Source organism: Klebsiella sp. K5-306 (assembly GCF_051835185.1).
Lineage (GTDB): Bacteria > Pseudomonadota > Gammaproteobacteria > Enterobacterales > Enterobacteriaceae > Klebsiella > Klebsiella oxytoca.
In genome coordinates this window covers 150,440-173,407 of record NZ_JAIFJY010000013.1, presented here as the reverse complement: position 1 = coordinate 173,407, position 22,968 = coordinate 150,440, and the positions used below count along the sequence as shown (strand labels likewise).

Sequence of the window (22,968 nt, the reverse complement as noted above, 5' to 3'; positions counted from 1 at the left end):
ACCATGAAAAATTTACTAATTTTGATTGCCGGCCCGGTACGCAGCGGCACTCACAATCGCGCGGAACTAATCGACGCTAACCTGAACAATATGGCCCAGGTTGCGCTACGCGTTTATCAGAAAGGACATATCCCCGTGGTCGGCGAATGGCTGGCTCTCCCCATTGCCAAAGCCGCGGGCTCCACGGAAATTGGCGATGCGATTAGCGAGGAATATCTCTACCCCGTCGCTCACCGCTTAATTAGCCGCTGTGACGCTATTCTGCGCCTGCCGGGCGAATCTCGCGGCGCGGATCTGGATATTGAGGAAGGCAAAAAAAGGGGGCTGTCGATTTATTACAGCCTGGAGGAGATCCCGGACCGATAATCCGCAGGGTACCCGCTGCACCGTTCAGGCCGCGCAGCGGGTTGAAGATTACAGCGGCCACAGCCAGGCCGCGCCGCGCACGCCGCTGGAGTCCCCGTGCACCGCCCGGCGAATCGGGGTCTCGCATTCACCGCCGAATACCCACGGTTTTAGCAGATTCGGCACCGTTTGATAGAGACGATCAACGTTGCTCATTCCCCCGCCAAGCACAATGACGTCCGGATCGAGAATGTTGACCACGTGAGCCAACGACTTCGCCAGCCGCATCTCATAGCGGCTTAGCGCCAGTTCCGCTACCGGGTCCCGCTCGCCGACGCGCTGCATAATCTCGCTGCCCTGTAGCCGCTGACCGCTCAGGCGCTGGTAATCGGTCGCAAAGCCGGTGCCGGAAATAAAGGTTTCGATACAGCCCTGTTTACCGCAGTAGCACGGTACTTCAGCGCGATAGCGCAGTTCATCCTCATCCATCCACGGCAGCGGATTGTGTCCCCACTCGCCCGCCGTGCCGTTGCCGCCAATATGGGCGCGTCCGTTAAGCGCCACGCCTGAACCGCAGCCGGTGCCAATGATGACTGCAAATACCGTTTGCGCCCCGGCCGCCGCGCCGTCGACCGCTTCCGACACCGCGAGGCAGTTGGCATCGTTGGCCAGACGCACTTCACGTTGCAGACGCTGGCTAAGGTCTTTATCAAACGGCTGGCCGTTGAGCCACGTTGAGTTGGCATTTTTAACTACGCCGGTATAAGGCGAAATCGAACCGGGGATGCCGACGCCGACCGTGCCGCTCTGCCCGGTAGCCTGCTCGGCCATCTCGACCAGCGAGGCTATCGTCTCTATCGTCTGGCGATAATCACCCCCTGGCGTAGGCAGGCGGTGGCGAAATAGCTGCTCTCCCTGGTCGCTCAGCGCGATGACTTCCGTTTTGGTCCCGCCTAAATCAATCCCAATGCGCACTGTGAATTCCTCTCCCGATTAACAATGCAAGCATAGCGACAATTCGCTATCATGCCCGCTGGATTTAACGACAAAGCCGTGGAAATTATCATGCTGTGGTTCAAAAATTTAATGGTTTATCGTCTCAGCCGCGACATTTCCCTGCGCGCCGAGGAGATGGAAAAACAGCTGGCCGAGCTGACATTTACCCCTTGCGGCAGCCAGGATATGGCCAAAACCGGTTGGGTTCCGCCGATGGGCTCGCACAGTGATGCGCTGACCCATACGGCAAATGGCCAGATAGTTATCTGCGCGCGTAAAGAAGAGAAGATCCTGCCGTCTCCGGTGATCAAACAGGCGCTGGAAGCAAAGATCTTCAAGCTGGAAGCCGAACAGGGCCGTAAGCTGAAAAAAACGGAAAAAGATTCGCTGAAGGATGAAGTGCTTCATTCCCTGCTGCCGCGCGCCTTTAGCCGCTTCAGCCAGACCATGATGTGGATCGATACCGTCAACGGGTTGATCATGGTGGACTGCGCCAGCGCCAAAAAAGCGGAAGATACGCTGGCGCTGCTGCGTAAAACCCTGGGCTCGCTGCCGGTTGTTCCGCTGGCGCTGGAAACCCCGATCGAACTGACGCTGACCGAGTGGGTGCGTTCCGGTACCGTGGCTCAGGGCTTCCAGCTGCTGGATGAAGCCGAGCTGAAAGCGATGCTGGAAGATGGCGGCGTGATCCGCGCGAAAAAACAGGATCTGGTCAGCGATGAGATCGCTGTGCACATTGAGGCTGGTAAGGTGGTGACCAAGCTGGCGCTCGACTGGCAGCAGCGCATTCAGTTCTTAATGTGCGATGATGGTTCGATTAAACGTCTGAAGTTCTGCGACGAGCTGCGGGACCAGAATGAAGATATCGACCGGGAAGATTTCGCTCAGCGCTTTGACGCGGACTTTATTCTGATGACCGGCGAACTGGCCGCGCTGATTCAGAATCTGGTAGAAGGGTTAGGCGGCGAAGCGCAGCGCTAATCGGGTAAATTCCTTCCTGCCTGCGCAGGAAGGAAACGAACATTACAGATAGCGGCACAGATAAGAGGTCGGCTCAGCCACCTGCAAATTAAACTCGCTATTCCCCGGAACGTTGAATACTTCCCCGGCAGCATAGACTTTCCACTCGGTTTCACCCGGCAGAAGAACGTTCAGCGCGCCGCTGACTACGGTCATCTCTTCCGGCTGCGCGGTCCCGAAGGTGTATTCCCCTTCCGCCATCACGCCCACGCTCGCACGACCGGTGCTGCTGCTGGTGAAGCCAATGGATTTTACTTTTCCGTCAAAGTATTCATTGCTTTGAAGCATAAACTCGCCCTTATGATCTTGTGTTGAAGGCACAATATAGGGGGCGCTCCTTGCCCCTGTCACGTAAAATTAACGTGTTACAACAGGTTAAACTAATAGTTCTGCCGCCAGCCGTGAAATCAGTATATTTGACAATAAAACCGGAATATCCAGCGCTTTTTGTAATATATCGCGATGCTGCTGGTGGTAACAAAGACAATCCAGCATTAATACGTCAGCGCCTTGTTCAATCAACTCCCTGCCCGCGGCCAGCAGCTGTTCTTTACTACCGTTAACCGGACTGCAGATAGCATAAAGAGGAGTATGCGTTAACACCTGCCATTTATCCCGCTGCAGCGGCAGCATCTCTTCCACCGGAACAATTACTCCCACCTGATGGCCGTCAACAATCGACGCGACCAGCGGCGGAATGATCCTTTGCGGCTCGAGCAGGATTGCATTATTTGCTTTAAATCCGCTAAAAGGATGGGTACTCATCAGTAAAATAAGGTCGTAATTTTGTTTATCGAGCATCGCAATGACGCTATGTAAATCACGTTCAACTTTCTGCCGCGAGACTTGCGCGATTTGATTATCATTGAGCAAGGTTAACAGCGCTTCATCGCCGGGTTCCACGCAGTAATCGCGCATAACCTCTTCGCGCGCCATTTTGCCTAACAGGCTAATATGATTGATCTGATCTTCCCTGATATGTTCAGTTAAAAGCGGCAACATCTCCGCCACCGGTACCACCCCAATGGTCAAAATTGCCATCGATGCACTACTCATATCATTTACCTTTGTCACAACCGCTGTTTCAAAACAGGCTTCTATTTACGACTTCTGCCCCCTGGTGACCAAAATCAACCGTCGTGAAGCGTAGCAGGTTACGGCTAATATGGAATGTAAAGATTCCAGAAGCGCTTAAAACGCTCCTGAAAATCCGTATCTTAGTTAATCATTAGTACTGTTAATTAATTAAAAATGTGATATATGCCCGGTTACGACTTTTTCAGAGCGAATCCCGGACATTTATTGGGGAATTATGACTTGTCAGGATCTTCGTAACGCCGTTTAGCGTCCAGCGCTTCCTGTTCTGTAGGGTGCTCACTGATAAGCGAGTTAGGCGTCGGATGGTCAGCGCGCAGTTCATACCAGGTCACCGTTTGCCCCTCGGGGCCTTTCTCAACGGCGACAACGCGCGCTTCCCTTGGATATGGAGGTCTGGTCGGCATAGCATTTCCTTTTTTTACCTTAAGAGATTTAAAGTATAGGCGCTGCCGATCCGTTTACCCCAGGTAAAGTCTTAACTGGTATAGGTCTCACCGCAGACGGTCGTCATAATCTGTTCAACGACTTCATCCGGCGGGACGGTCGCGTTGATAATATGATGCGCGGCGGCCCGATACAGCGCTTCCCTCTGTGCCAGCACCTCCCCCACTTCATCGCGGATCGGCTTTCCGGTCAGCGTAGGGCGCTGTTCCGCCTTCGGATAGGCTTCAAGACGACCAATCAGGGCAGAAACCGTGGCCTCAAGATAGATCACGACGCCATTTTCCCGCATAAACTGACGATTGTATTCGCTGAGAATAATGCCGCCGCCGGTAGCGATGATCGTTGCGGGTTGAGCGACGCGTTCCAGCGCCTGCGTTTCCAGAGCGCGAAAGCGTTCCCAGCCTTCCTGCTGAACGATAGTCGCCACGCTGCGTTGTTCATGCTCCTGAAGCTCATGATCCGTATCGGCGAACTGGAAACCGCGAGCTTCCGCCAGCGCATGACCGATCGTCGTTTTACCGCAGCCGCGAGGCCCGACAAGAAAAATTAGCTGTGTCATTACCGAAGACCCCTTGGTTCCGCGTTTTGCGGATAAATGAAAGCGAAAAGAGAAACAATGGTACCGCAAACTTACCCGACGATAACCGTAAAATAAACGTTACACACCATCTGCAAACCCTTTCACCTTAGTATTAGAAAGGACTTTAAATGTAAACTTATCATTGCATGTGGTGTTATGCCAGCTTTACTTTTGTACAAAAGTTATTTTTTGTTCGCAGTCTGGCGTAAACAGTAACACATTTCTGCACAGCTTTACGCAGCCACATATTTACAACATCCGTGCTTCGGAGCGAATCTGAGGCTAATCAATCAGTATGACAGAGGTATGTAGTATGCAATCTGAAGAGCAACGCCTTATCGATGGACTGTTTTCCCGGTTAAAAGAGGCCGAGAGCCGCAGCGCATCGCGCGATTCCAGCGCCGAGGAGCGGATTGCCGGGCACATTAAAGAACAACCGTTCGCCCCTTACTATATGGCGCAAACGATTCTGATTCAGGAAGCGGCAATCAAGCAGCTCAACGAGCGGATTCAGGCGCTGGAAAGTCAGGTCAGCCAGCTGCAGGCCGCGAAGCCGAGCAGCGGTGGCTTTCTCTCTGGTCTGTTTGGCGGCGGTCAGTCTCGCGGTTCCGATCCCATTCCTGGGGCCGAGCAGTATGGTCGCCCTCAGGCCAGCGTCCAGCCTCAGTATGCTCCGCAGACGCAACAGCAGAGCTATGCGCCTCAGGGCGCCCGCAGCGGCGGCGGTTTTATGGCCGGTGCGCTGCAAACCGCGGCGGGCGTTGCGGGCGGGGTGGTGCTGGGAAACATGCTCACCAATATGTTTAGCGGCTCGCATCCGCAGGAGATCGTTAATATCATCGAAGAGAAACCGCAGCCGGATCTCAGCCAGGCGCAGGACAATAGCGTCGCTGACGATACCTTCCGCCAGGATGACAGTCAGTTCCTTGCCGACAACAACGACTATGATGCCGACTTCGACGCCGGTTTTGGCAACGATGATTTCGGCAGCGACGACGACAGCTGGGTTTAACCCTGCTGGCGCTTGACGTCCAGCAGCCATTTCTCCAGCGCGGCGGCAAACTGCTGTCGATCGCGCTGGGATAAGCTATCCGGGCCGCCGGTCTGCACGCCGCTGGCCCGCATCGTTTCCATAAAATCGCGCATCGTGAGGCGTTCGCGTATCGTCGCCTCACTGTAGCGTTCGCCGCGCGGGTTCAGCGCCGCCCCACCCTTCGCCAGCACTTCCGCCGCCAGCGGGATATCGGCGGTAATCACCAGATCCCCCGGTTCACATAAACGTACGATTTCGTTATCCGCCACGTCAAAACCCTGCGCCACGCGCAGCGTGCGAATAAAGCGCGACGGCGGGACGCGCAGCGGCTGGTTAGCGACCAGCGTCAGCGAGATTTGCGTACGCTCGGCGGCGCGGAACAAAATATCTTTAATGACGTTCGGACACGCGTCCGCATCAACCCAAATAGCCATTGCGGCTCCTGTCGATGAAAAAGAGATAACGTATTGTCGCCTGCTTTGGCCTTCCGCGAAAGCAACAAGATGATAAGCTATGTCGCTAACGATAAAACAAACAAGGGGATTGGTGATGGAGAAGAAAATCGGCTTTATCGGCTGCGGCAACATGGGCAAGGCCATTCTCGGCGGCCTGATCGCCAGCGGACAGGTTCAGCCGGGACAAATCTGGGTCTACACCCCGTCGCCGGATAAAGTGGCGGCCCTGCACGACCAGTACGGCATAAATGCGGCGCAAAGCGCGCAGGAAGTGGCTCAGGTAGCGGATATTATCTTTGGCGCCGTTAAGCCGGGCGTGATGGTGAAAGTTCTCAGCGACGTTGCCTCCAGCCTGAATAAAGACTCTCTGGTGGTTTCCATTGCCGCTGGCGTCACCCTCGACCAGCTGGCGCGCGCTCTGGGCCACGATCGTAAAATAGTCCGCGCGATGCCCAATACGCCTTCGCTGGTTAATGCGGGCATGACGTCGGTTACGCCAAACGCGCTGGTTAGCGCCGAAGAGACCGCGGATATCCTGACCATCTTCCGTTGCTTTGGCCAGGCGGAAATTATTGCTGAGCCGATGATCCACCCGGTGGTAGGCGTCAGCGGCTCCGCGCCGGCTTACGTCTTTATGTTTATCGAAGCAATGGCTGATGCCGCCGTACTCGGCGGAATGCCGCGCGCTCAGGCATATAAATTCGCAGCCCAGGCGGTGATGGGCTCGGCCAAAATGGTGCTCGAAAGCGGGGAACATCCGGGCGCGCTGAAGGATATGGTGTGCTCGCCGGGCGGCACGACGATCGAGGCCGTGCGCGTGCTGGAAGAGAAGGGTTTCCGTTCCGCCGTTATCGAAGCCATGGCGAAATGCATGGAAAAATCAGAGCAGCTGAGCCGTTCCTGATATCCACATCGGACAGCGGGTGGGGTATCCCTCACCCGCTCATTTTCTACACCTGTTTTTTCAGGCACGCGCTCATAAATTTGCTGCGATCGTCACCTTTCAGCGACTGCTGGGTCGCCTGACCGTTGCACTCGCGCATTTTTAGCTGCTGAGGCGTTAACCCCTTACCGTCCTGGGCCGCGCCCTCTTTCTTCAGGCAGCTGCTCATAAACGTTTTACGCTCATCCCCTTTTAGCGACTTCGCTGATGCTTCTTTATTGCAGACGCTCATCTTTTGCTGCTGGGGGGTCAACTCTTTTTCCGCGGCACTCACCGCTGTCATAAATACCAGGCCAAAAAGTAGGGTCACAAGTAATGTTATTTTCATCGCACCATCCTCTATGAGTGGAACACTGTAAGTCTGGTCGCTGATGGAGAAAAAACCAGCCGGTAACGAAAATTCATCACCGGCGTCCGGTTATTTCAGATTAAGTGCGGCTTTCATGGTGTAAAACAGGTCGGTCTGATCGGTTAAGCCCACCACGTTAGCCGCATGCGGGCCATAGGCGGCGATACGCAGCTGAGTACCGGTATGCTCCATCGACTCTTCTTCAGAGTTGCCGTAGCTCATCACCATCACCGAGCCATCTTTGGTGTTCAGCGCCTGCGTCAGGCCCGGCGCTTTGGTATCGGCGGGGATAATCTGGCTGGCGTGAGCGTGGTCGGCGGTGACGATAACCAGGGTGTTGCCCTCTTTTTTGGCAAATTCCAGCGCCTTCTGTACCGCTTCATCCAGATCGACGGTCTCGCCAATCTGGCCGCACGGATTCGCCGCATGATCCTGTTTATCGATGGAAGCGCCTTCCACCTGCAGGAAGAAGCCTTTCTCATTGCTGCTCAGCAGATCGATGGCTTTTTCAGTCATCTGCGCCAGCGTCGGCACCGATGCATCGCGTTTCGGGTTCGGAGTACAGGTTACTGCCGCCTTATCGATATTGCCGTGATAAGACGCCTTTGGGCCTTCCCAACGCACCGGCATATTGCCTTCCGCGAAGAGACCGAGCAGCGGTTTATCCTGATTTGCCTGGCTAATGGCGGCCAATGAGCTGGCATCGGTAACGATCTGGTAGCCGCGGGCCACCGCCTGCTCGTGCAGCGTTTTGCCCTGCCATTCGCCGGCCGTCGCGCTTTCAGCGAAGGTTTTCGCTCCGCCGCCCAGCGTCACGTCGGGACGCGCGTTCAGCAGTTGTTCGGTAATGGAACCTTTCCCGCCCTTTTCCAGCGCATTGCTGGCGCATTTTTCGCTGGTCACGCTCGGGCCGTAGCATTTACGCGAAGTGACGTGCGCCACCAGCGCAGCCGGCGTCGCGTCCTGCAGTTCCGCCGTTGAGACGTTACCGGTGGCTAAACCCGCCGCTTTCGCCAGCTCAAGGATAGTCTGATGATCTTTTTCATGGATATCGACGCCCAGCGCGCCGTTATAGCTTTTTACGCCGGTGGTCCATGCGGTAGCGGAAGCGGCGGAGTCGGTCACATAATTCGGCTTGCCGGTTTTCTTATCCAGCGAATAGTGGGTGTACTGGCCAGTCAGCGGCAGCGCGTCAATCCCTTTAAAAAATCCGCCCGCCCCTTCTGCATAATTTCGCGCGGCGGTAATTTCAGAATCCCCCATCCCGTCGCCAATCAGCAAAATAATATTTTTAGCTGGTTTATTGATTAACGAAGCGCGCAGCGCCTCGGTCCGATCGCCGCTTAAACGACGCGCGCCGCCCGGCGTGGTGATATCGCCCTGGGCGGCGCGATTTTCCAGAACCGGTGCGGTTGTTGTTTCTGCGTGAATAATCGGGGAGCCCAGCAGAGGTAGCAGGGCAATAAACAGGGCGCTTAATTTCACTTTTATCGTCTCCATGTAAAAAATACTTTAAAAAACAAAACGAGGGAGACTGTATAAAAGCGATGTGACAGTAAAATGACAGCATCCATACCTTGTCACGAAACTAACTACGAGGATGCCGTAACAGCTTTTTTATATATTGCTGCAGTAGCTGGGTATCGCGGTCATCGACCAGCGGGCCGGGGCTGGCCTCGTCGATCGCCTGCTCGATATCGCTGATGAGCGCCTGCTGGGCGTCCTGCGCCATATGGCGCAGCAGAGCAGTGACCACCACTTCCAGCGCCTCGACCTGGGCCGTCAGTTCCTTCGATTCTTCTTCCTTTTGGGCGAGTTTTACCAGTAGCTCAGCAATGAGATTCTTCACAGCGCTTTATCCTTATGCGAGGTCCGTAGTCTGCTATTTATGTCATACATTAGCCGTCGGTTGCCACAATTATTTTTTTAAAATGAATCGGCTCATCGATGAATAACAAGCGAAACGTTTTGCTCTTTACACCCCGCCATCCAGGAAATGACTCAATGACGGATTAATAAGCGACATAACCAAATTTAACAAATAAGAATAAAATGGAATATCGCTATTCTATCGATAACTATAACGTATCGCCATAATATATCTGGTAGGCCAGATTAACGCTGTCCGGCGCGTCTTTTCCGGCCAGACGTGCAATAAGTATTTCGCTCGCAGTTTTACCGATTTCATAACGTGGGGTAATGACGCTGGCGATTTTTTGCAACCGGGCGCGGCCAATTTCCAGCCCGTGAAAACCGGCAATCGCCATCTCCTGCGGGACGTTTTTTCCCTGAGCCTGGCACTCCAGCAGCACGCCTACCGCCAGATCGTCGTTGGTACAAAAGATCGCATCGATATCCGGCCGCACCTGCTGCATTTGCAGAAACATCTGCCGGCCAAGCGCAACCGAGGAGATGGTGCGCGGCGCCATATGATAGGGCTTCAAACCGTGGGCCGCCAGCGCCAGTTCGGTTCCGTGAAAGCGGCTTAAATCGCGGGGATCGTCCATTGAACCAAAAAAGGCGATCGCCCGTTTACCGCTCTCAAGAAAGGCGTTCGTCATGTCCCACGCCGCCTTTTCGTTATCGAAACCTACCTGGATATCCAGTTGCTGACCGCCAAAATCCATCAGTTCAGCAACAGGAATACCGCTGGCGCGGACGTATTGCACCATGCGATCGCTATGCTGTTTTCCGGTCAAAATCAGCCCGTCAATGTTATAAGAGAGCAGGTTAAGCACCTCGCGCTCTTCACGCTGCGGATCGTATTCGTAGTTGGCAATCAGGGTCTGGTACTGGTGAGCGGAAGTGACGGATTCGATTCCGGCCAGCACATCGGCAAAAATCTGATTGCGAAAAGAGGGAATGAGCACGCCAATCGTTTTGCTGCGGGCATTAAGCAGGATTTCCGGCGCCCGATTAGGAATATAGTTGTTCTCTTCCATGACCTTCGAAATCAGCTCACGGCTGCGCTGGGAAACCTGACCGGGGTCGCGTAAATAACGACTGACCGTCATTTTATTCAACCCCGCCAGGTTGGCGATATCCTGCAATGTCATCCGGTTGTTTTTCATCAGGTTCTCTACGACAAACGACTTATGTCCTTGCAGAGAACCTTACCACAGCAGCGGCGGTTTATGTTAACCGGCGACCTTTTTTGCCGTCACCGAGGAGGTGGCGGGTTGTGGGTTAGCGCGCACGTTGTACATCAGCACGACGGAGGACAACAGCGCGATAGCCATAAAGGTATAGGATACCCCCGGTCCGCCGGTAATACCGTTCAGATACCCCACCAGCCACGCGCCAAGGAAAGCGCCGAGCGCGCCGAAGCTGTTGATCAGGCCCATCGATACCCCGGAGACGTTACGCGGCAACAGTTCAGGAATGAGCGCGAAGAACGGGCCATAGGGCGCGTACATGCACGCCGCGGCAATCACCAGCAGCAGGTAAGAGAGCCAGAACGCCTGGTTGCCCACCATCCACGAACCAAAGAAAGCGATAGCGGCAATCAGTAATAATGGCCAAATAAACAGCTTTCGATTCTGAAACTTATCCGACAGCCAGGAGACCGTCAGCATCAGGATGATTGCCGCCAGGTACGGCACCGCCGCCAGCCAGCCCACAGCCACGATATCCATCTGCGCGGCGTTTTTCAGAATTGACGGCATCCACATCATGAAGCCGTACACACCGATGCTCCACAGCGCATGGACCGCGCAGAGCATAATGACATTGCGCGAGCGCAGCGCTTCACCGTAGTTGCGCACTGGCTTGATATGACTCTGCTCGCTGTCCATCACCTTCTGCAGGGTCTCTTTTTCCTGCTCACTCAGCCAGGAAACCTCGGACGGTTTATCGCGCACCAGAATCCACCAGCATACCGCCCACAGCACCGCCGGAATGCCTTCGATAATAAACATCTCGCGCCAGCCCCACGCCTGAATGAGGTAGCCCGAAACGATCGACATCCACAGCACCGTCACCGGATTTCCGAGGATCAGGAAAGTATTGGCGCGTGAACGTTCGGTTTTGGTAAACCAGTTACTGATATAAATCAGCATTGCTGGCATCACCGCCGCCTCGACCACGCCCAGCGTAAAGCGAATCGCCATCAGCATCGGAATATTGCTGACGAACCCGGTCGCCGCCGCGCAAAATCCCCATAAAATAAGACTGAAGAAAATCATTTTTCGCACGCTGCGTTTTACCGCATATATCGCACCGGGCACCTGGAAAAAGAAATAGCCGAGAAAAAATAGTGCGCCAATAAGCGATGCCGTTCCTTTCGTAATCCCTAAATCACTTTCAATTCCCGCCGCAGCGGCAAAACCATAATTTGCGCGGTCAAGGTAGGCCAGACTATAGGTAATAAATATAATCGGCATTAAATACCACCAGCGACGCACGGGTAATTTCGCGAGCATTTGCATAAGCCATCCTCAGGTGTTGAATACCATCACACGGGTTTAATAATCCGTCCTTCAGGCAGTGCGTGCGCGCATGCGGTTCGAAGGACGTGAAGTGATTCAGACGGCGGCAAGCATCCCGCCATCCACGAATAACAAATGACCGTTAACAAAGTTTGCCGCTGAAGAAGCCAGATACACCGCGGCGCCAATCAGTTCTTCCGGTTTGCCCCAGCGTGCCGCCGGGGTGCGCTGATACAGCCAGGCGGAAAATGCCTCATCGTTGACCAGGGCGGTGGTCATCTCGGTGGCAAAATATCCCGGTGCGATACCGTTAACCTGAATATTGTATTCCGCCAGCTCAACGCACATGCCGCGGGTCAGCATTTTAACTGCCCCTTTCGAGGCCGCATAAGGCGTAATGGTTTTACGCCCCAGCTCGCTCTGCATTGAGCAAATATTAATTATCTTCCCGGCGCGGCGGCCGATCATATATTTCGCCACCTGCTGCGAAACCAGGAAAACGCCCTTCTGGTTGACCTCAATAACGTTATCCCACTCCTCCTCCGGAAACTCGGTAAAAGGGAAACGTCGTTGAATCCCGGCGTTGTTAATTAAAATATCAATGGCGCCGACCTCCGCTTCGATGCGGGCTATCGCCTGCTCGACCTGCGTCGCCTGAGTGACATCAAATGCGTACCCTACCGCGCGGAAGCCCTGCGCCACCAGCGCCTGCGCCGCCTGGTCCGCACGAGCCTGAGTCCGATCGTTGATGATGATTTCTGCCCCATACTCCGCAAGGCCGCCGGCCAGCAAATTGCCTATCCCCTGAGCAGACCCGGTGATCAGCGCGCGCTTCCCTGTCAAATCGAATAAATTTCGCATAAAACCTCTTTTTTAGATAACTGTTACGCGTAACTGTATACGCGTAACAGTTAATAATAGAAGAGGATGAGAGGAGAAAATGATCGTTTTGTGATCGGTAATACATTTGAAGCTGAAGGCGGTCGGCGACCGGCATTGACGCTGTGATGTCAATACCGGCGAAGGAGAAGAGAAGGGAAGGGATTAAGCCGTTGTACGACGGCTGCGACGCAGCATGATGGCCAGCTGCCAGATATTGATCAGGACAATAACCGCCGTCGCGATAAACACCCAGCGGAAGCCGGCCATGGCCGAGACCGATGCGCCGATTAACGGACCGGCTACGTTGCCAAGATACATAAACGACTGGTTATAACCAAAAATCCGCCCGGTCACGCTGTCGCTGCAGTATTTCAGCAGAAGCGTTTGCACCGCCGGCAGCATTGCCCCATCGGCAAAACCGAGCAGAAAACGCAGCACACCAAGCTGGAATGGGGTTGTGACGAACGACATGGCAAAGAACATCACCACCGCGCAGCATAGCGTCGCCAGCAGGATCCGCGAGGTGCCGATCCTGTCGCCCAGTTTCCCCAGACGGGGAGCCGAAATCAGCGCCGACACGCCCGGTACGGCGGCGATCATGCCGGCAAGAAAGGCGATGTTATTGCTATCCGGCGCCATCGACTTAATAAAGAGCGCCAGAATCGGGCCAATTGAACCATTGCACAGTTGGATCACCAGGGTGGTGAAAAACAGGCTGATTACCAGACCCGGATAAGGCAGCGAGGCAAACACCGCCTTACCGCTCAGCCGCTCCGCTTTACTCATCTGCGGGCGGACGCCCTCTTTGATCAGAAACAGCGTCACCAGGAAACTCACGGTCAGTAAAACAGCAGTGATGATAAAGACCGCGCGCAAACCGACATGGTCAGCCAGGAAACCGCCGAGCAGCGGCCCACCGATCACGCCGCTGATTTGCGCCGTTGAAAGTGTACTCAGCGCCCAGCCGCTACGCTCGCGCGGAACCTGAGACGCCACCAGCGCCATAGCGTTAGGAATATAGCCGGAGGTCAGCCCCATCACCGCACGCAGGATAAACAGTTGCCAGACGTTGGTGGCAAAGGCCTGGAGTAAAATGGCGATGGCCATCCCCAGCGAGGCGCGCAGCAGCATTAGCTTGCGCCCTTTGCGGTCGGCCAGGCTGCCCCACATCGGCGAGACGATCGCTGACACCAGAAAGGTGACGCTGAAGGTCAGCCCAGACCACATGGATAACGCTTCGTGCGAGGTTACGCCGAGTTGAGAAACGTACAGCGGCAAAAAGGGGAGAATTTGGCTGATAGCCAGTCCGGTAAAAAAACAGCCAAACCAGACGGAGATAAGATTAACCTTCCAGGATTCCATAACTACGCGTATTCATTAATTTTTTGGCAATTATTACCTAGCTTAGCAATTTCCCCGATCCGCCGTACTACCAGAGATGCGCCAGAGGTGAGTTTAGTGTTTTATGACACCATATAGCCCTGTTGCGAATGATTTCGTGGTGAAAATCGTGGTGTACAGTGAGTTATGCTTAGAAACAGAAACCCTGGCCGCGCATCCCGAAGTGAAAATGGTTGGCATGGGCCGCGTTATAGTCCGGCCCTAAAGCGTTGCCGTAATAGCGGCAACCGCCGGCCAGTAACGCCTGCAGCCAAGGGTGATACTGCGCATCGGGCCACCCTTTCAGCACGCTGACGCGTCGGCCATCGGACAGACGAAAGCCGCTGACATCCAGCGCCTCCGCGGTAGCATGCTCACTACGCCGCGCGTTCTGGCGATGGTAAATATTACGGCAGGCATAGCTGCCAAAATGGTCAATCTGGCGGAGCTCTTGCCCCAGCATCCGGCGAGTCAGCGGTTTCGCCTGCTGTTGCAGATATAGCGCGCTGCTCAACGCCAGCGGACAACTGGCAAGAAAGCTGCTGCTGAGCTTCACCGTGCCAAAATCACGCACCCGAACCACATTCTGCAGAGGACACGCTCCTCCGCTATCGGCCACCGGCTGGCTGGAAATGAGCTTCCGCCGGTTGGCCTCCTCAAGCAGGCCAGCGCACTCGGCGGGCGTTAATCGCCGCAGTTTATAGTGGCTGAGGAGTCCCGGGGGGTCTTCCAGGCGCAGCGGCGCGAATGGATTGTACTGTGCGGGAAGATAACGATAGCCGTAATATCCGGCCGCCAGCAGCGCCAACAGAACGATAAGACCTTTTCCTTTCACGCGCCGCCTCCCAATGCTTTACCCGGTGAATATTATGGCAGCCAGGGGGCTCTTTCACATGCTATGTTATGCCCTTTGATGTAATCATGATGGAAGTTGAAATGGCTAAGATGAGGGTTGGGATCGTTTTCGGCGGTAAGTCGGCAGAACATGAAGTGTCGCTTCAGTCAGCGAAAAATATCGTGGAAGCGATCGATAAAACGCGCTTCGACGTAGTTTTGCTGGGGATTGATAAGCAGGGGCAATGGCATATTAACGACGCCAGTAACTATCTGCTCAATCCGCAGGATCCTGCCCATATTGCCCTGCGCCCGTCCGATATTACGCTGGCGCAGATTCCCGGACGCGAGGCGCAGCAGCTGATTAACGCTGATAGCGGCCAGCCGCTGGCGGCCATCGACGTCATCTTCCCGATCGTTCACGGCACTCTTGGCGAAGATGGTTCTCTGCAGGGTATGCTGCGGATGGCTAACCTGCCCTTCGTCGGCTCCGACGTCCTCGGCTCCGCCGCCTGCATGGACAAAGACGTCACCAAACGTCTGCTGCGCGATGCCGGGCTGTCGATTGCCCCTTTTATTACCCTGACCCGCGCTAACAGGAATCAGGTAAGCTTTGCCGAGGTGCAGGCGAAGCTGGGCCTGCCGCTGTTTGTTAAACCGGCGAACCAGGGCTCCTCGGTGGGCGTCAGCAAGGTCAACAGCGAAGAACAGTATCAGCAGGCCGTCGCCCTGGCCTTCGAATTTGACCATAAAGTGGTGGTTGAACAGGGGATTAAAGGGCGTGAGATCGAGTGCGCGGTATTGGGCAACGATAATCCCGAGGCCAGCACCTGCGGTGAAATCGTCCTCAACAGCGAATTCTACGCCTATGACACCAAGTACATTGACGATCAGGGCGCGAAAGTGGTGGTTCCGGCGGCCATCGACAGCGATGTAAACGATAAAATTCGCGAGATCGCCGTTCGTGCCTATCAGACCCTCGGCTGCAGCGGCATGGCGCGCGTCGATGTGTTCCTGACCGCCGATAACGACGTGGTGATTAACGAAATCAATACGCTGCCGGGTTTCACCAACATCAGCATGTATCCGAAGCTATGGCAGGCCAGCGGCCTGGATTACACCAGCCTGATTAGCCGCCTGATTGAACTGGCGCTGGAGCGTCACGCCGCCGATCGGGCGCTGAAAACATCGATGAATTAATCAAGGTATCGCCCGGTGGCGGCTGGTGCCTTACCGGGCCGGTAGCCCGGACAGATGCGCAGCATCGCCTCCGGGAAACCACATCCAACACGGCTTCAGGTTATCTCCCCGGGGGCGGCGCAAGCGCCTGCCCGGGCTACGGGTTCACCGCCTCCGCCTTACGCTTCCTCTGCCGGGCGGCGGCGAATAATAAAACCGGCGATCCAGAAGCTAATCACCCACGTCACCAGCCCAACCGCGTAAGAACGCCAGCCTTCGGTTTCATACCCCAACAGCCCGACTACGCCATTCATAATAAAAATTAACCCCAGGGCAACCGCATAGTAGTGCCAGTCGCGGCGGATTTTTTCAGTGAGTTTCATAACCACTCCGACAACAAAAAAAGCATCTTCGCATAGCCATCACCGCCGGTCTGCAGCCGCGTGGAGAATTGTCGCACATTGCGATAGCGGTCTAAATTTCACAAATTTGTAGCAAACTCACAAGCCGATGAAATCAGGAATATTCCTGGGCGGAAATTACCAGCAATCTGATACTGGAATCCCCCCGGGGTTGCCAGAATGACTCGTATGTAGCCGAAGTAAAAAATCGGCAAGAAAGCGAAGTCCGGAGGTCAATATGGCTGAGTTCACCTTTGCAAAGACCGTCAACGGCGGCAAAAAGAGGAGCGCTATTACCAGCAGCAACATCGCCTATGCTCTGTTTGTGCTGTTTTGCTTCTGGGCCGGCGCGCAAATGCTGAGCATGCTAATCCACGCGCCGGGCGTTCTTGAGCACTTGATTCAGATGCAGGACAGTAGCCGCCCCCGGGTCGAAATTGGCCTGCTGGTCGGCACCCTGTTTGGCCTGATTCCCTTCGTGGCGGCCAGCCTGTTAATTGGCATATCAGGGCTGATTTTTCGCTGGCGCAGCCGCCGTTAGCGGCGCGCCATACAGCTGGCCCGTCGGTCGTCAACGCGTTTGGCAAACCAGGCGGTGGTCAGATTACGGGTGATTTTGGGGCTCTCAAGCTGTATACCCGGCAGGACTTCCCGCGGAAGCGTTTTACCGGCTTTCTTATCGGCGATGCGAAATACCTGTTTATAAAGATCGCTCTCTTCAAACGCCAGCGTGTCGCCTTTCTTTAACTGACGATGGATCTCGTCGTCGCTCATCGCCAGCTGGGAGGATAAGCGGCGCACCGCCAGTTCGGTGGTTCCCGCCTCGTCGCTGTCGTAGCGAATTAAGTCGCCATCCAGCGCCAGCTTCACGCCCGTTGCTTTAGAGACGGCATTCTGGAAGGCGGCATTGCGGCTGGCGTACCATCCGGCGTTAAAATCAGCAAAACGGTACAGCGGTACGCTGTAGTTCGCCGGATAGTTCAGCAGATGATAGGTGCCAAACCACAGACCGCCGCGCAGGCTGAACACCTCCTGGCGCACGGTACCGTCGATTTTCCACGGATAGCCGTCGGTGTGCTGCTCGGCGAAAGCAATGCTGACCTGCATCGGGCCGCCGGTATGTACCGGGTTCAACGAGCCGAACAGCTTCTGTCCCATCGGCACCATGCCGATAAAATCATCGAAAATCGCGCTCAGCTGCTTTTCGGTTTTCACGCTATCCAGACGTTCGCTATAGCTTTTGCCGTTGGGTGATTTGATTTTCAGCGCGGTATGTACCAGAAAAACCGGGATGTGCATTTTTTCCGCCCGGCGGTCTATCTCCTGCCAGGCGATTTTATTCAGCCCCGGCACCGCCGGGTCAGATTGATAGTTGGATTCCTGCTGCGCCACCGCCAGCACCGAACAGACGTTCTCTTCCGTCGGCGCCAGCTTCTGACTGGCAAAGGTTTTGGCGATGGCCTGCGCCCAGGCTTCGCGATCCTTCACGCTGGCGGGCATTTTCTGCCGCACTACCGCGGCGACATCAATCGCCTTTTCGCCCTTTTTCAGCTCCGGCTCCGGTTTGCTGGAGCAGGCGCTGAGGACAATCCCTGCCAGTAGCGTCAGGGTGAGAGAAGTGATTCTGGATTGCGCTACCGGCATGGTTCATCCTTGCGTTGATTAACTTAATGTTTGCGTCACGGTCTGCAGCTCTTTGCCATCCAGCTCGCGCTCGAAGCTGCGCAGACGTTTGTAGATAGACATCAGCTCAACCAGTGTAGTCCATGAGCTGATCAGGTACTGGAACGAACCGCGAACCTGGCCAAAGACGTTGGTTATCTGAGTCATCAGGCCCAGCGTAATCGTACCGGCAACAATCGACGGAAACAGCAGGAACAAACCGAAAACGTTATCCACCTGCAGATAAAGAATACGGGCGATATTGAAATACATATAGTGGAAATAGAGGCGGAAATAGTTGCGGCGCACGGCGCCAAAGAGTTCACGCACCGTCGGCGGCGTCGCGCGGTTAGCGTCATCTTCGCCGTAAACCAGCTCTTTACGATAGGCGGCCTCAACGCGCTGGTTTTTGAACTCCAGGCCGGGCAGCTTGATCCCAACGACCGCCAGCAGGCCGGTACCCATTAACGACCAGACGATGGCGGCAATCACCAGGCCGTAAGGCAGATGACCGACAATCGGTAAATCCGGGACGTGCGCGGAGAGCGTTACCAGCACCGGCAGGAAGGCGATAAGGGTCATCACCGCGTTAAGGAAGCTGACGCCCATGCTCTCCAGCGTGGAAGCAAAGCGCATGGTATCTTCCTGCACGCGCTGCGCGGCGCCTTCGATATGGCGCAAATGCTGCCAGTGCGCCATATAGTGTTCGTTCATCGCGGTACGCCAGCGGAAGACGTAGTGGCTGACGAAGAAGTTGTTCATCACGCCGATCACCACTGCGATTAGCGCAATGCCGAGGAAGATGCCAATTTCATGATAGAACTGGTTAATGCTGACCTTATGCGGCGTTGCCAGCGCGGCCTGGATAAGATCGTAGAACGGAGCATACCAGGCGTTAATGGCCACCCCAACCTCGACCAGAAACCAGGTAACGAAAATAATCAGCGAGGTACCGAGGATCGACCAGTACTGCCAGCGGTGCGGGCTGTAAATAAACCAGAAAAGGGCGAAAACGCCCACGCAGAATATGTAGAAGGCGTAGAACACCAGGTAGTTGAGGGACCAGAAGCGCGCCGCGCTAATCGCCACATCCTGCGATGCGCCGGTGACCCGCAGCAGCCAGTCGCCGCCGCCCGCCTGCCAAAAGATCACCGCCAGCAGCGACCAGATAAAGGCAGAAATAAAAAACGGCCCCGGTTTGGGGAAAAAGGATTTAAACATCTTGCTCTCCTGCTAACTTCTTTTTCGTTTTGCTGTGCTGTGTACCACAAAAGCGCCCGCCGCAAAGCCGTCGCAGCGAAGCAAAGTGGGCGGATGATGAGACCGGATATCAGCAGCTTAGTTCGCCTGCCATCCGCTAAGAATTGTTTCTGTCGGTTTCACCTGTAAAGGATTGCCGGGAACGGTCAGTGAACGCCACACATCGTTGTAGTGGGCGATCAGCGTGACGGCCGGCGCCGCTGGACGGTTGGCGGTAGTGTGGGCATCTTCCGCGACAGTAATCGCGTAGCCCCGGCTGGCGCCGTTTTTGATGGTGGTATCCACGCAGTAGTCGGTGGCGCAGCCGCAAATCACAAACTGCGTGATGTGATGTTCGCGCAGCACCTCTTCCAGACGGGTATGGTAAAAGGCGTCGCAGGCGGTCTTAGTCACATACAGGGAGCCTGCGGGTTGGATCAGCTCGGGGAGCAAAGCAAAACCTTCGCTCCCCTCTTCGAGGCCGCCCGCTTCGCAGTGCTGAATGAAAATTACGGTGTCCGCAGCGTTAATCAGGCGGTTAATTTGCGCCGCGCAGCGCTCGCGCTCAACTCGCGGCGTCGCGAAAACGCCGTTTTGCATATCCACTACCATCACTACCCGTTTCGCCGCCATCTTCTCTTGCCCCCCCTCTTTAGCCAAAACGATCATCATACGCGCCCGCAGGTGAATGCCGCTATCCGAAAGCAAAAAAAGGATTTTTTACGCCAGGTTACGTTTTTCCGCACAGAATCGTGCTATTAGCGCTTTGCACGGCGGCGCTTCGTAGTATAAATACGCTCTATCTTTTTTCTTCATCATGATGGATGCTCCCGTTGAAACGTAGTCTGCTCATTTTTGCTGCGCTGTGCGCGGCGTCGTTGACATCGGTCCAGGCCGCACAGCCGAGCGTCGACCCGGAATTCGCCGCTGATGTGGTCGATCGTTACGCTAACCATATCTACTACGGCAGCGGCGCAGTCGGTATGGCGCTGGTGGTTATCGACGGAAACCAGCGCGTATTCCGCAGCTTCGGCGAGACGCGCCCGGGCAATAATGAGCACCCGCAGCTCGATTCGGTGATCCGCATTGCCTCTATCAGCAAATTGATGACCAGCGAAATGCTGGTCAAACTTCTCGATCAGGGCGTGGTTAAGCTCAACGATCCGCTAAGCAAATATGCTCCGCCGGGTGCGCGGGTGCCGACTTACCAGGGGGCGCCTATCACGCTGGTGAATCTGGCGACCCATACCAGCGCCCTGCCGCGCGAGCAGCCCGGCGGCGCGGCGCACCGGCCGGTATTTGTCTGGCCAACTCGCCAGCAGCGCTGGAACTGGTTATCCACCGCAACGCTGAAAACCGCTCCCGGCACCCAGGCCGCCTACTCCAATCTGGCATTCGATTTACTCGCCGATGCGCTCTCTACCGCTGCAGGCAAGCCTTATCCGCAGCTGTTTGAAGAGCAGATCACCCGTCCGCTGGGGATGAAAGACACCACCTTTACGCCTTCGCCGGATCAGTGCCGGCGCCTGATGATTCCCGAGAAAGGAGCCAGCCCGTGCAACAATACGCTGGCGGCTATCGGCAGCGGCGGCGTCTATTCCACGCCGGGCGATATGATGCGCTGGATGCAGCAGTTCCTCTCTTCCGATTTCTTCGCCCGTGGGCAGCAGGCGGACCGGATGCAAACGCTGATTTATCAACGCAGCCAGCTGACGAAGGTGATCGGTATGGACGTGCCGGGTAAAGCCGATGCGCTGGGCCTCGGCTGGGTCTACATGAAGCCGAAAAACGGCCAGCCGGGCATTATTCAGAAGACCGGCGGCGGCGGCGGCTTTATTACCTACATGGCGATGAACCCGCAGGCCAACGTCGGCGCCTTCGTGGTGGTCACCCGTTCTTCATTGACGCGTTTCAACAACATGAGCGACGGGATCAACGAGCTGGTCAGTGAATTAAGCGGCGTCCGCACCGGGATTGAGACCGCCAGCCAGTAACCTGTGGGGATGTTTTGCCGACGATTGATAAGGATCGTTTTGGCGAAACATCCCGCCGCCAATTGAGGTAAACTCACTTTTTTCATTTCACAAAATCAGGCAAACCATGACAGATTTAATCACTCGCCCACGCCGCCTGCGCAAGTCCGCTTCGCTACGTGCCATGTTTGAAGAGACAACACTGAGTTTGAACGACCTGGTGTTGCCGATCTTTGTTGAAGAAGAAATCGACGATTACACGGCCATTGAAGCCATGCCCGGCGTGATGCGTATTCCGGAAAAACACCTGGCGCGCGAAATCGAGCGCATTGCCAACGCCGGCATCCGTTCGGTGATGACCTTCGGCATTTCCCATCACACCGATGCCGTTGGCAGCGATACCTGGAACGAAAACGGCCTGGTGGCGCGCATGTCCCGCATCTGTAAAGAGGCGGTGCCGGAGATGATCGTCATGTCCGACACCTGTTTCTGCGAATACACCTCCCACGGCCACTGCGGCGTGCTGTGCGATCACGGCGTGGATAACGACAAAACTCTTGAGAATCTCGGCAAGCAGGCGGTGGTCGCCGCTGCCGCAGGCGCGGATTTTATCGCGCCTTCCGCCGCGATGGATGGCCAGGTGCAGGCTATTCGCCAGGCGCTGGACGCCGCCGGATTTACTGATACGGCGATTATGTCCTACTCCACCAAATTCGCTTCATCGTTCTATGGCCCGTTCCGCGAAGCCGCAGGTACCGCGCTGAAAGGCGATCGTAAAACCTATCAGATGAGCCCGATGAATCGCCGCGAAGCGATTCGTGAATCGCTGCTGGACGAAGCCCAGGGCGCCGACTGCCTGATGGTCAAACCGGCGGGTCCCTATCTTGATATCCTGCGCGATCTGCGCGAGCGCACCAACCTGCCGATCGGCGCGTACCAGGTGAGCGGTGAATACGCGATGATTAAGTTCGCCGCCCAGGCTGGCGCTATCGATGAAGAGAAAGTGGTGCTGGAAAGTCTCGGCGCAATCAAGCGCGCCGGCGCAGATCTGATCTTCAGCTATTTCGCCCTCGATCTGGCCGAAAAGAAAATCCTGCGTTAATTCGGCTATTACTGCCTCCCCGGTGGCGGCTGTACGACCGGGCTACAGGCTCACAGCTATCTGTGGGTTGGTAGCCCGGACAGGCGCAGCGCGCCGCCTCCGGGAAGTCATTTTAATAACGCTCGCCGCACAATAATTCCTTCACTTCCCCACCCCAATCAACAGGATACAAACTACGGCTTACATCGCGATGAAAGGTTGAATAGGGCCAATCCCGTACCTGCCTTACCCACCCGTGCTTAATCGGATTGATATAAATATAATCAACATGGCTTCGGTAATCCTTCTGGTTGCGAATGGCGTGTTCCCAATATCTCGGTTGCCACACGTTATGCGCGCCTGTTAAACCTGAAAAATGCTTTTTAATTGCTCTCCAGCGCGATGGAAAATCGCTGTCGTTGTCAGGTAAGGTCCAGATGCAATGAAGGTGTTCGGGGAGCACCACCCAGGCATCAATATGAAAAGGTTTCTGTTTGTGGACTATTGCCACCGCCTGTCGTAACGCATCAATATGCTGAACCAGAAATCGACTCTCTCTGTCGCGTAAATTGACGGTGAAAAACCAGCTCCCACCCTTGAGGTAATAACGACGATAATCGACCATCGGATGCTCCCTGCTGAAGATA

Annotated in this window: 27 protein-coding genes; 8 read left to right on the top strand and 19 right to left on the bottom strand. The window is 55.4% G+C overall.

Annotated elements, in window-relative coordinates; translation table 11 throughout:
• Nucleotides 1-3: 3 nt before the first annotated feature.
• Nucleotides 4-366, top strand: coding sequence for a hypothetical protein (locus K2184_RS19950; protein ID WP_004099398.1), 363 nt, complete (start codon nt 4-6; stop codon nt 364-366).
• A 48-nt stretch (nt 367-414) separates the two neighbouring features.
• Here the strand turns inward: K2184_RS19950 and mak are convergent, their stop codons facing one another.
• Complete coding sequence (gene mak / locus K2184_RS19945) at nt 415-1,320, bottom strand: fructokinase (protein WP_064370479.1); 906 nt, start codon at nt 1,318-1,320, stop codon at nt 415-417.
• Nucleotides 1,321-1,410: 90 nt separating this feature from the next.
• Between mak and rdgC the strand changes: the two genes are divergently transcribed.
• Nucleotides 1,411-2,322 (top strand): recombination-associated protein RdgC, encoded by a 912-nt coding sequence (gene rdgC / locus K2184_RS19940; RefSeq protein WP_004099396.1) that lies wholly within the window; start codon nt 1,411-1,413, stop codon nt 2,320-2,322.
• A 42-nt stretch (nt 2,323-2,364) separates the two neighbouring features.
• Here the strand turns inward: rdgC and ppnP are convergent, their stop codons facing one another.
• The 4 genes from ppnP to aroL form a co-directional block, all read right to left on the bottom strand.
• Complete coding sequence (ppnP, locus tag K2184_RS19935) at nt 2,365-2,649, bottom strand: pyrimidine/purine nucleoside phosphorylase (RefSeq protein ID WP_004099395.1); 285 nt, start codon at nt 2,647-2,649, stop codon at nt 2,365-2,367.
• Nucleotides 2,650-2,736: 87 nt separating this feature from the next.
• On the bottom strand, nt 2,737-3,417 hold the full coding sequence (locus K2184_RS19930; protein WP_168217105.1) for an AroM family protein: 681 nt from the start codon (nt 3,415-3,417) through the stop codon (nt 2,737-2,739).
• 254 nt (nt 3,418-3,671) lie between these two features.
• Nucleotides 3,672-3,863, bottom strand: coding sequence for a YaiA family protein (locus K2184_RS19925; protein WP_070557159.1), 192 nt, complete (start codon nt 3,861-3,863; stop codon nt 3,672-3,674).
• A gap of 71 nt (nt 3,864-3,934) precedes the next feature.
• Nucleotides 3,935-4,462, bottom strand: coding sequence for a shikimate kinase AroL (gene aroL, locus K2184_RS19920; RefSeq protein WP_004099392.1), 528 nt, complete (start codon nt 4,460-4,462; stop codon nt 3,935-3,937).
• A gap of 334 nt (nt 4,463-4,796) precedes the next feature.
• Between aroL and K2184_RS19915 the strand changes: the two genes are divergently transcribed.
• Nucleotides 4,797-5,495: a DUF2076 domain-containing protein gene (locus K2184_RS19915; RefSeq protein WP_004099391.1), complete on the top strand. Its 699-nt coding sequence runs from the start codon at nt 4,797-4,799 to the stop codon at nt 5,493-5,495.
• Here the strand turns inward: K2184_RS19915 and K2184_RS19910 are convergent.
• A complete protein-coding gene (locus K2184_RS19910) occupies nt 5,492-5,950 on the bottom strand; it encodes a YaiI/YqxD family protein (RefSeq protein ID WP_004099390.1) in 459 nt (152 codons plus the stop codon). The genes K2184_RS19915 and K2184_RS19910 overlap by 4 nt on opposite strands.
• Before the next feature lie 115 nt (nt 5,951-6,065).
• Between K2184_RS19910 and proC the strand changes: the two genes are divergently transcribed.
• Nucleotides 6,066-6,875, top strand: coding sequence for a pyrroline-5-carboxylate reductase (gene proC, locus K2184_RS19905; protein ID WP_004099389.1), 810 nt, complete (start codon nt 6,066-6,068; stop codon nt 6,873-6,875).
• 46 nt (nt 6,876-6,921) lie between these two features.
• On the opposite strand, the gene psiF is transcribed toward proC, so the two are convergent.
• The 8 genes from psiF to K2184_RS19865 all read right to left on the bottom strand — a co-directional run bounded on the left by psiF (nt 6,922) and on the right by K2184_RS19865 (nt 14,787).
• On the bottom strand, nt 6,922-7,242 hold the full coding sequence (gene psiF, locus K2184_RS19900) for a phosphate starvation-inducible protein PsiF (protein WP_004099387.1): 321 nt from the start codon (nt 7,240-7,242) through the stop codon (nt 6,922-6,924).
• Between the two features lie 90 nt (nt 7,243-7,332).
• A complete protein-coding gene (gene phoA, locus K2184_RS19895; protein ID WP_024273826.1) occupies nt 7,333-8,763 on the bottom strand; it encodes an alkaline phosphatase in 1,431 nt (476 codons plus the stop codon).
• 88 nt (nt 8,764-8,851) lie between these two features.
• The gene (iraP, locus tag K2184_RS19890; RefSeq protein WP_004099385.1) at nt 8,852-9,112 is read right to left on the bottom strand and encodes an anti-adapter protein IraP; all 261 of its coding nucleotides are present in this window, start codon (nt 9,110-9,112) and stop codon (nt 8,852-8,854) included.
• 229 nt (nt 9,113-9,341) lie between these two features.
• Nucleotides 9,342-10,334 (bottom strand): DNA-binding transcriptional regulator IdnR, encoded by a 993-nt coding sequence (gene idnR, locus K2184_RS19885; RefSeq protein ID WP_004110964.1) that lies wholly within the window; start codon nt 10,332-10,334, stop codon nt 9,342-9,344.
• Nucleotides 10,335-10,400: 66 nt separating this feature from the next.
• Nucleotides 10,401-11,690, bottom strand: a complete 1,290-nt coding sequence (locus K2184_RS19880) for an MFS transporter (protein WP_032727869.1) — start codon at nt 11,688-11,690, stop codon at nt 10,401-10,403.
• 96 nt (nt 11,691-11,786) lie between these two features.
• Nucleotides 11,787-12,551, bottom strand: a complete 765-nt coding sequence (gene idnO, locus K2184_RS19875) for a gluconate 5-dehydrogenase (RefSeq protein ID WP_004099382.1) — start codon at nt 12,549-12,551, stop codon at nt 11,787-11,789.
• A 183-nt stretch (nt 12,552-12,734) separates the two neighbouring features.
• The gene (locus tag K2184_RS19870) at nt 12,735-13,934 is read right to left on the bottom strand and encodes a multidrug efflux MFS transporter (protein WP_004099381.1); all 1,200 of its coding nucleotides are present in this window, start codon (nt 13,932-13,934) and stop codon (nt 12,735-12,737) included.
• 169 nt (nt 13,935-14,103) lie between these two features.
• The gene (locus K2184_RS19865) at nt 14,104-14,787 is read right to left on the bottom strand and encodes an extensin-like domain-containing protein (RefSeq protein ID WP_004099380.1); all 684 of its coding nucleotides are present in this window, start codon (nt 14,785-14,787) and stop codon (nt 14,104-14,106) included.
• A 101-nt stretch (nt 14,788-14,888) separates the two neighbouring features.
• On the opposite strand from K2184_RS19865, the gene ddlA reads away from it, so the two are divergent.
• Complete coding sequence (ddlA, locus tag K2184_RS19860; RefSeq protein WP_004110961.1) at nt 14,889-15,986, top strand: D-alanine--D-alanine ligase; 1,098 nt, start codon at nt 14,889-14,891, stop codon at nt 15,984-15,986.
• A gap of 158 nt (nt 15,987-16,144) precedes the next feature.
• On the opposite strand, the gene K2184_RS19855 is transcribed toward ddlA, so the two are convergent.
• Nucleotides 16,145-16,348: a DUF2754 family protein gene (locus K2184_RS19855; protein WP_004132489.1), complete on the bottom strand. Its 204-nt coding sequence runs from the start codon at nt 16,346-16,348 to the stop codon at nt 16,145-16,147.
• Between the two features lie 256 nt (nt 16,349-16,604).
• Here K2184_RS19855 and K2184_RS19850 point away from each other — a divergent pair, with 256 nt between their 5' ends.
• A complete protein-coding gene (locus tag K2184_RS19850) occupies nt 16,605-16,907 on the top strand; it encodes a DUF2755 family protein (RefSeq protein ID WP_004099375.1) in 303 nt (100 codons plus the stop codon).
• Here the strand turns inward: K2184_RS19850 and K2184_RS19845 are convergent.
• The 3 genes from K2184_RS19845 to K2184_RS19835 all read right to left on the bottom strand — a co-directional run bounded on the left by K2184_RS19845 (nt 16,904) and on the right by K2184_RS19835 (nt 19,879).
• Nucleotides 16,904-18,010, bottom strand: a complete 1,107-nt coding sequence (locus K2184_RS19845) for a DUF1615 domain-containing protein (RefSeq protein ID WP_004099373.1) — start codon at nt 18,008-18,010, stop codon at nt 16,904-16,906. The genes K2184_RS19850 and K2184_RS19845 overlap by 4 nt on opposite strands.
• A gap of 18 nt (nt 18,011-18,028) precedes the next feature.
• Nucleotides 18,029-19,249 carry a peptide antibiotic transporter SbmA gene (sbmA, locus tag K2184_RS19840; protein WP_004099371.1) on the bottom strand — a complete coding sequence of 407 codons (1,221 nt, stop codon included), beginning with the start codon at nt 19,247-19,249 and terminating at the stop codon, nt 18,029-18,031.
• Nucleotides 19,250-19,366: 117 nt separating this feature from the next.
• Nucleotides 19,367-19,879: an isochorismatase family protein gene (locus K2184_RS19835; protein ID WP_163525690.1), complete on the bottom strand. Its 513-nt coding sequence runs from the start codon at nt 19,877-19,879 to the stop codon at nt 19,367-19,369.
• A gap of 221 nt (nt 19,880-20,100) precedes the next feature.
• Here K2184_RS19835 and ampH point away from each other — a divergent pair, with 221 nt between their 5' ends.
• Complete coding sequence (gene ampH, locus K2184_RS19830) at nt 20,101-21,261, top strand: D-alanyl-D-alanine-carboxypeptidase/endopeptidase AmpH (RefSeq protein ID WP_016808633.1); 1,161 nt, start codon at nt 20,101-20,103, stop codon at nt 21,259-21,261.
• Nucleotides 21,262-21,367: 106 nt separating this feature from the next.
• Nucleotides 21,368-22,342, top strand: a complete 975-nt coding sequence (gene hemB, locus K2184_RS19825; protein ID WP_004099358.1) for a porphobilinogen synthase — start codon at nt 21,368-21,370, stop codon at nt 22,340-22,342.
• A 112-nt stretch (nt 22,343-22,454) separates the two neighbouring features.
• On the opposite strand, the gene K2184_RS19820 is transcribed toward hemB, so the two are convergent.
• The gene (locus K2184_RS19820; RefSeq protein ID WP_004099357.1) at nt 22,455-22,946 is read right to left on the bottom strand and encodes an REP-associated tyrosine transposase; all 492 of its coding nucleotides are present in this window, start codon (nt 22,944-22,946) and stop codon (nt 22,455-22,457) included.
• Nucleotides 22,947-22,968: the final 22 nt, after the last annotated feature.

Coding starts and splice junctions, on each gene's coding strand:
- K2184_RS19910 (WP_004099390.1), bottom strand. CDS start 5,950: ATGGCTATTTGGGTTGATGCGGACGCGTGTCCGAACGTCATTAAAGAT.
- K2184_RS19950 (WP_004099398.1), top strand. CDS start 4: ATGAAAAATTTACTAATTTTGATTGCCGGCCCGGTACGCAGCGGCACT.
- K2184_RS19870 (WP_004099381.1), bottom strand. CDS start 13,934: ATGGAATCCTGGAAGGTTAATCTTATCTCCGTCTGGTTTGGCTGTTTT.
- K2184_RS19930 (WP_168217105.1), bottom strand. CDS start 3,417: ATGAGTAGTGCATCGATGGCAATTTTGACCATTGGGGTGGTACCGGTG.
- K2184_RS19850 (WP_004099375.1), top strand. CDS start 16,605: ATGGCTGAGTTCACCTTTGCAAAGACCGTCAACGGCGGCAAAAAGAGG.
- K2184_RS19855 (WP_004132489.1), bottom strand. CDS start 16,348: ATGAAACTCACTGAAAAAATCCGCCGCGACTGGCACTACTATGCGGTT.
- K2184_RS19915 (WP_004099391.1), top strand. CDS start 4,797: ATGCAATCTGAAGAGCAACGCCTTATCGATGGACTGTTTTCCCGGTTA.
- idnR (WP_004110964.1), bottom strand. CDS start 10,334: ATGAAAAACAACCGGATGACATTGCAGGATATCGCCAACCTGGCGGGG.
- aroL (WP_004099392.1), bottom strand. CDS start 4,462: ATGACACAGCTAATTTTTCTTGTCGGGCCTCGCGGCTGCGGTAAAACG.
- rdgC (WP_004099396.1), top strand. CDS start 1,411: ATGCTGTGGTTCAAAAATTTAATGGTTTATCGTCTCAGCCGCGACATT.
- K2184_RS19880 (WP_032727869.1), bottom strand. CDS start 11,690: ATGCAAATGCTCGCGAAATTACCCGTGCGTCGCTGGTGGTATTTAATG.
- proC (WP_004099389.1), top strand. CDS start 6,066: ATGGAGAAGAAAATCGGCTTTATCGGCTGCGGCAACATGGGCAAGGCC.
- K2184_RS19820 (WP_004099357.1), bottom strand. CDS start 22,946: ATGGTCGATTATCGTCGTTATTACCTCAAGGGTGGGAGCTGGTTTTTC.
- sbmA (WP_004099371.1), bottom strand. CDS start 19,249: ATGTTTAAATCCTTTTTCCCCAAACCGGGGCCGTTTTTTATTTCTGCC.
- K2184_RS19925 (WP_070557159.1), bottom strand. CDS start 3,863: ATGCCGACCAGACCTCCATATCCAAGGGAAGCGCGCGTTGTCGCCGTT.
- ddlA (WP_004110961.1), top strand. CDS start 14,889: ATGGCTAAGATGAGGGTTGGGATCGTTTTCGGCGGTAAGTCGGCAGAA.
- phoA (WP_024273826.1), bottom strand. CDS start 8,763: ATGGAGACGATAAAAGTGAAATTAAGCGCCCTGTTTATTGCCCTGCTA.
- psiF (WP_004099387.1), bottom strand. CDS start 7,242: ATGAAAATAACATTACTTGTGACCCTACTTTTTGGCCTGGTATTTATG.
- K2184_RS19845 (WP_004099373.1), bottom strand. CDS start 18,010: ATGCCGGTAGCGCAATCCAGAATCACTTCTCTCACCCTGACGCTACTG.
- K2184_RS19835 (WP_163525690.1), bottom strand. CDS start 19,879: ATGGTAGTGGATATGCAAAACGGCGTTTTCGCGACGCCGCGAGTTGAG.
- idnO (WP_004099382.1), bottom strand. CDS start 12,551: ATGCGAAATTTATTCGATTTGACAGGGAAGCGCGCGCTGATCACCGGG.
- ppnP (WP_004099395.1), bottom strand. CDS start 2,649: ATGCTTCAAAGCAATGAATACTTTGACGGAAAAGTAAAATCCATTGGC.
- hemB (WP_004099358.1), top strand. CDS start 21,368: ATGACAGATTTAATCACTCGCCCACGCCGCCTGCGCAAGTCCGCTTCG.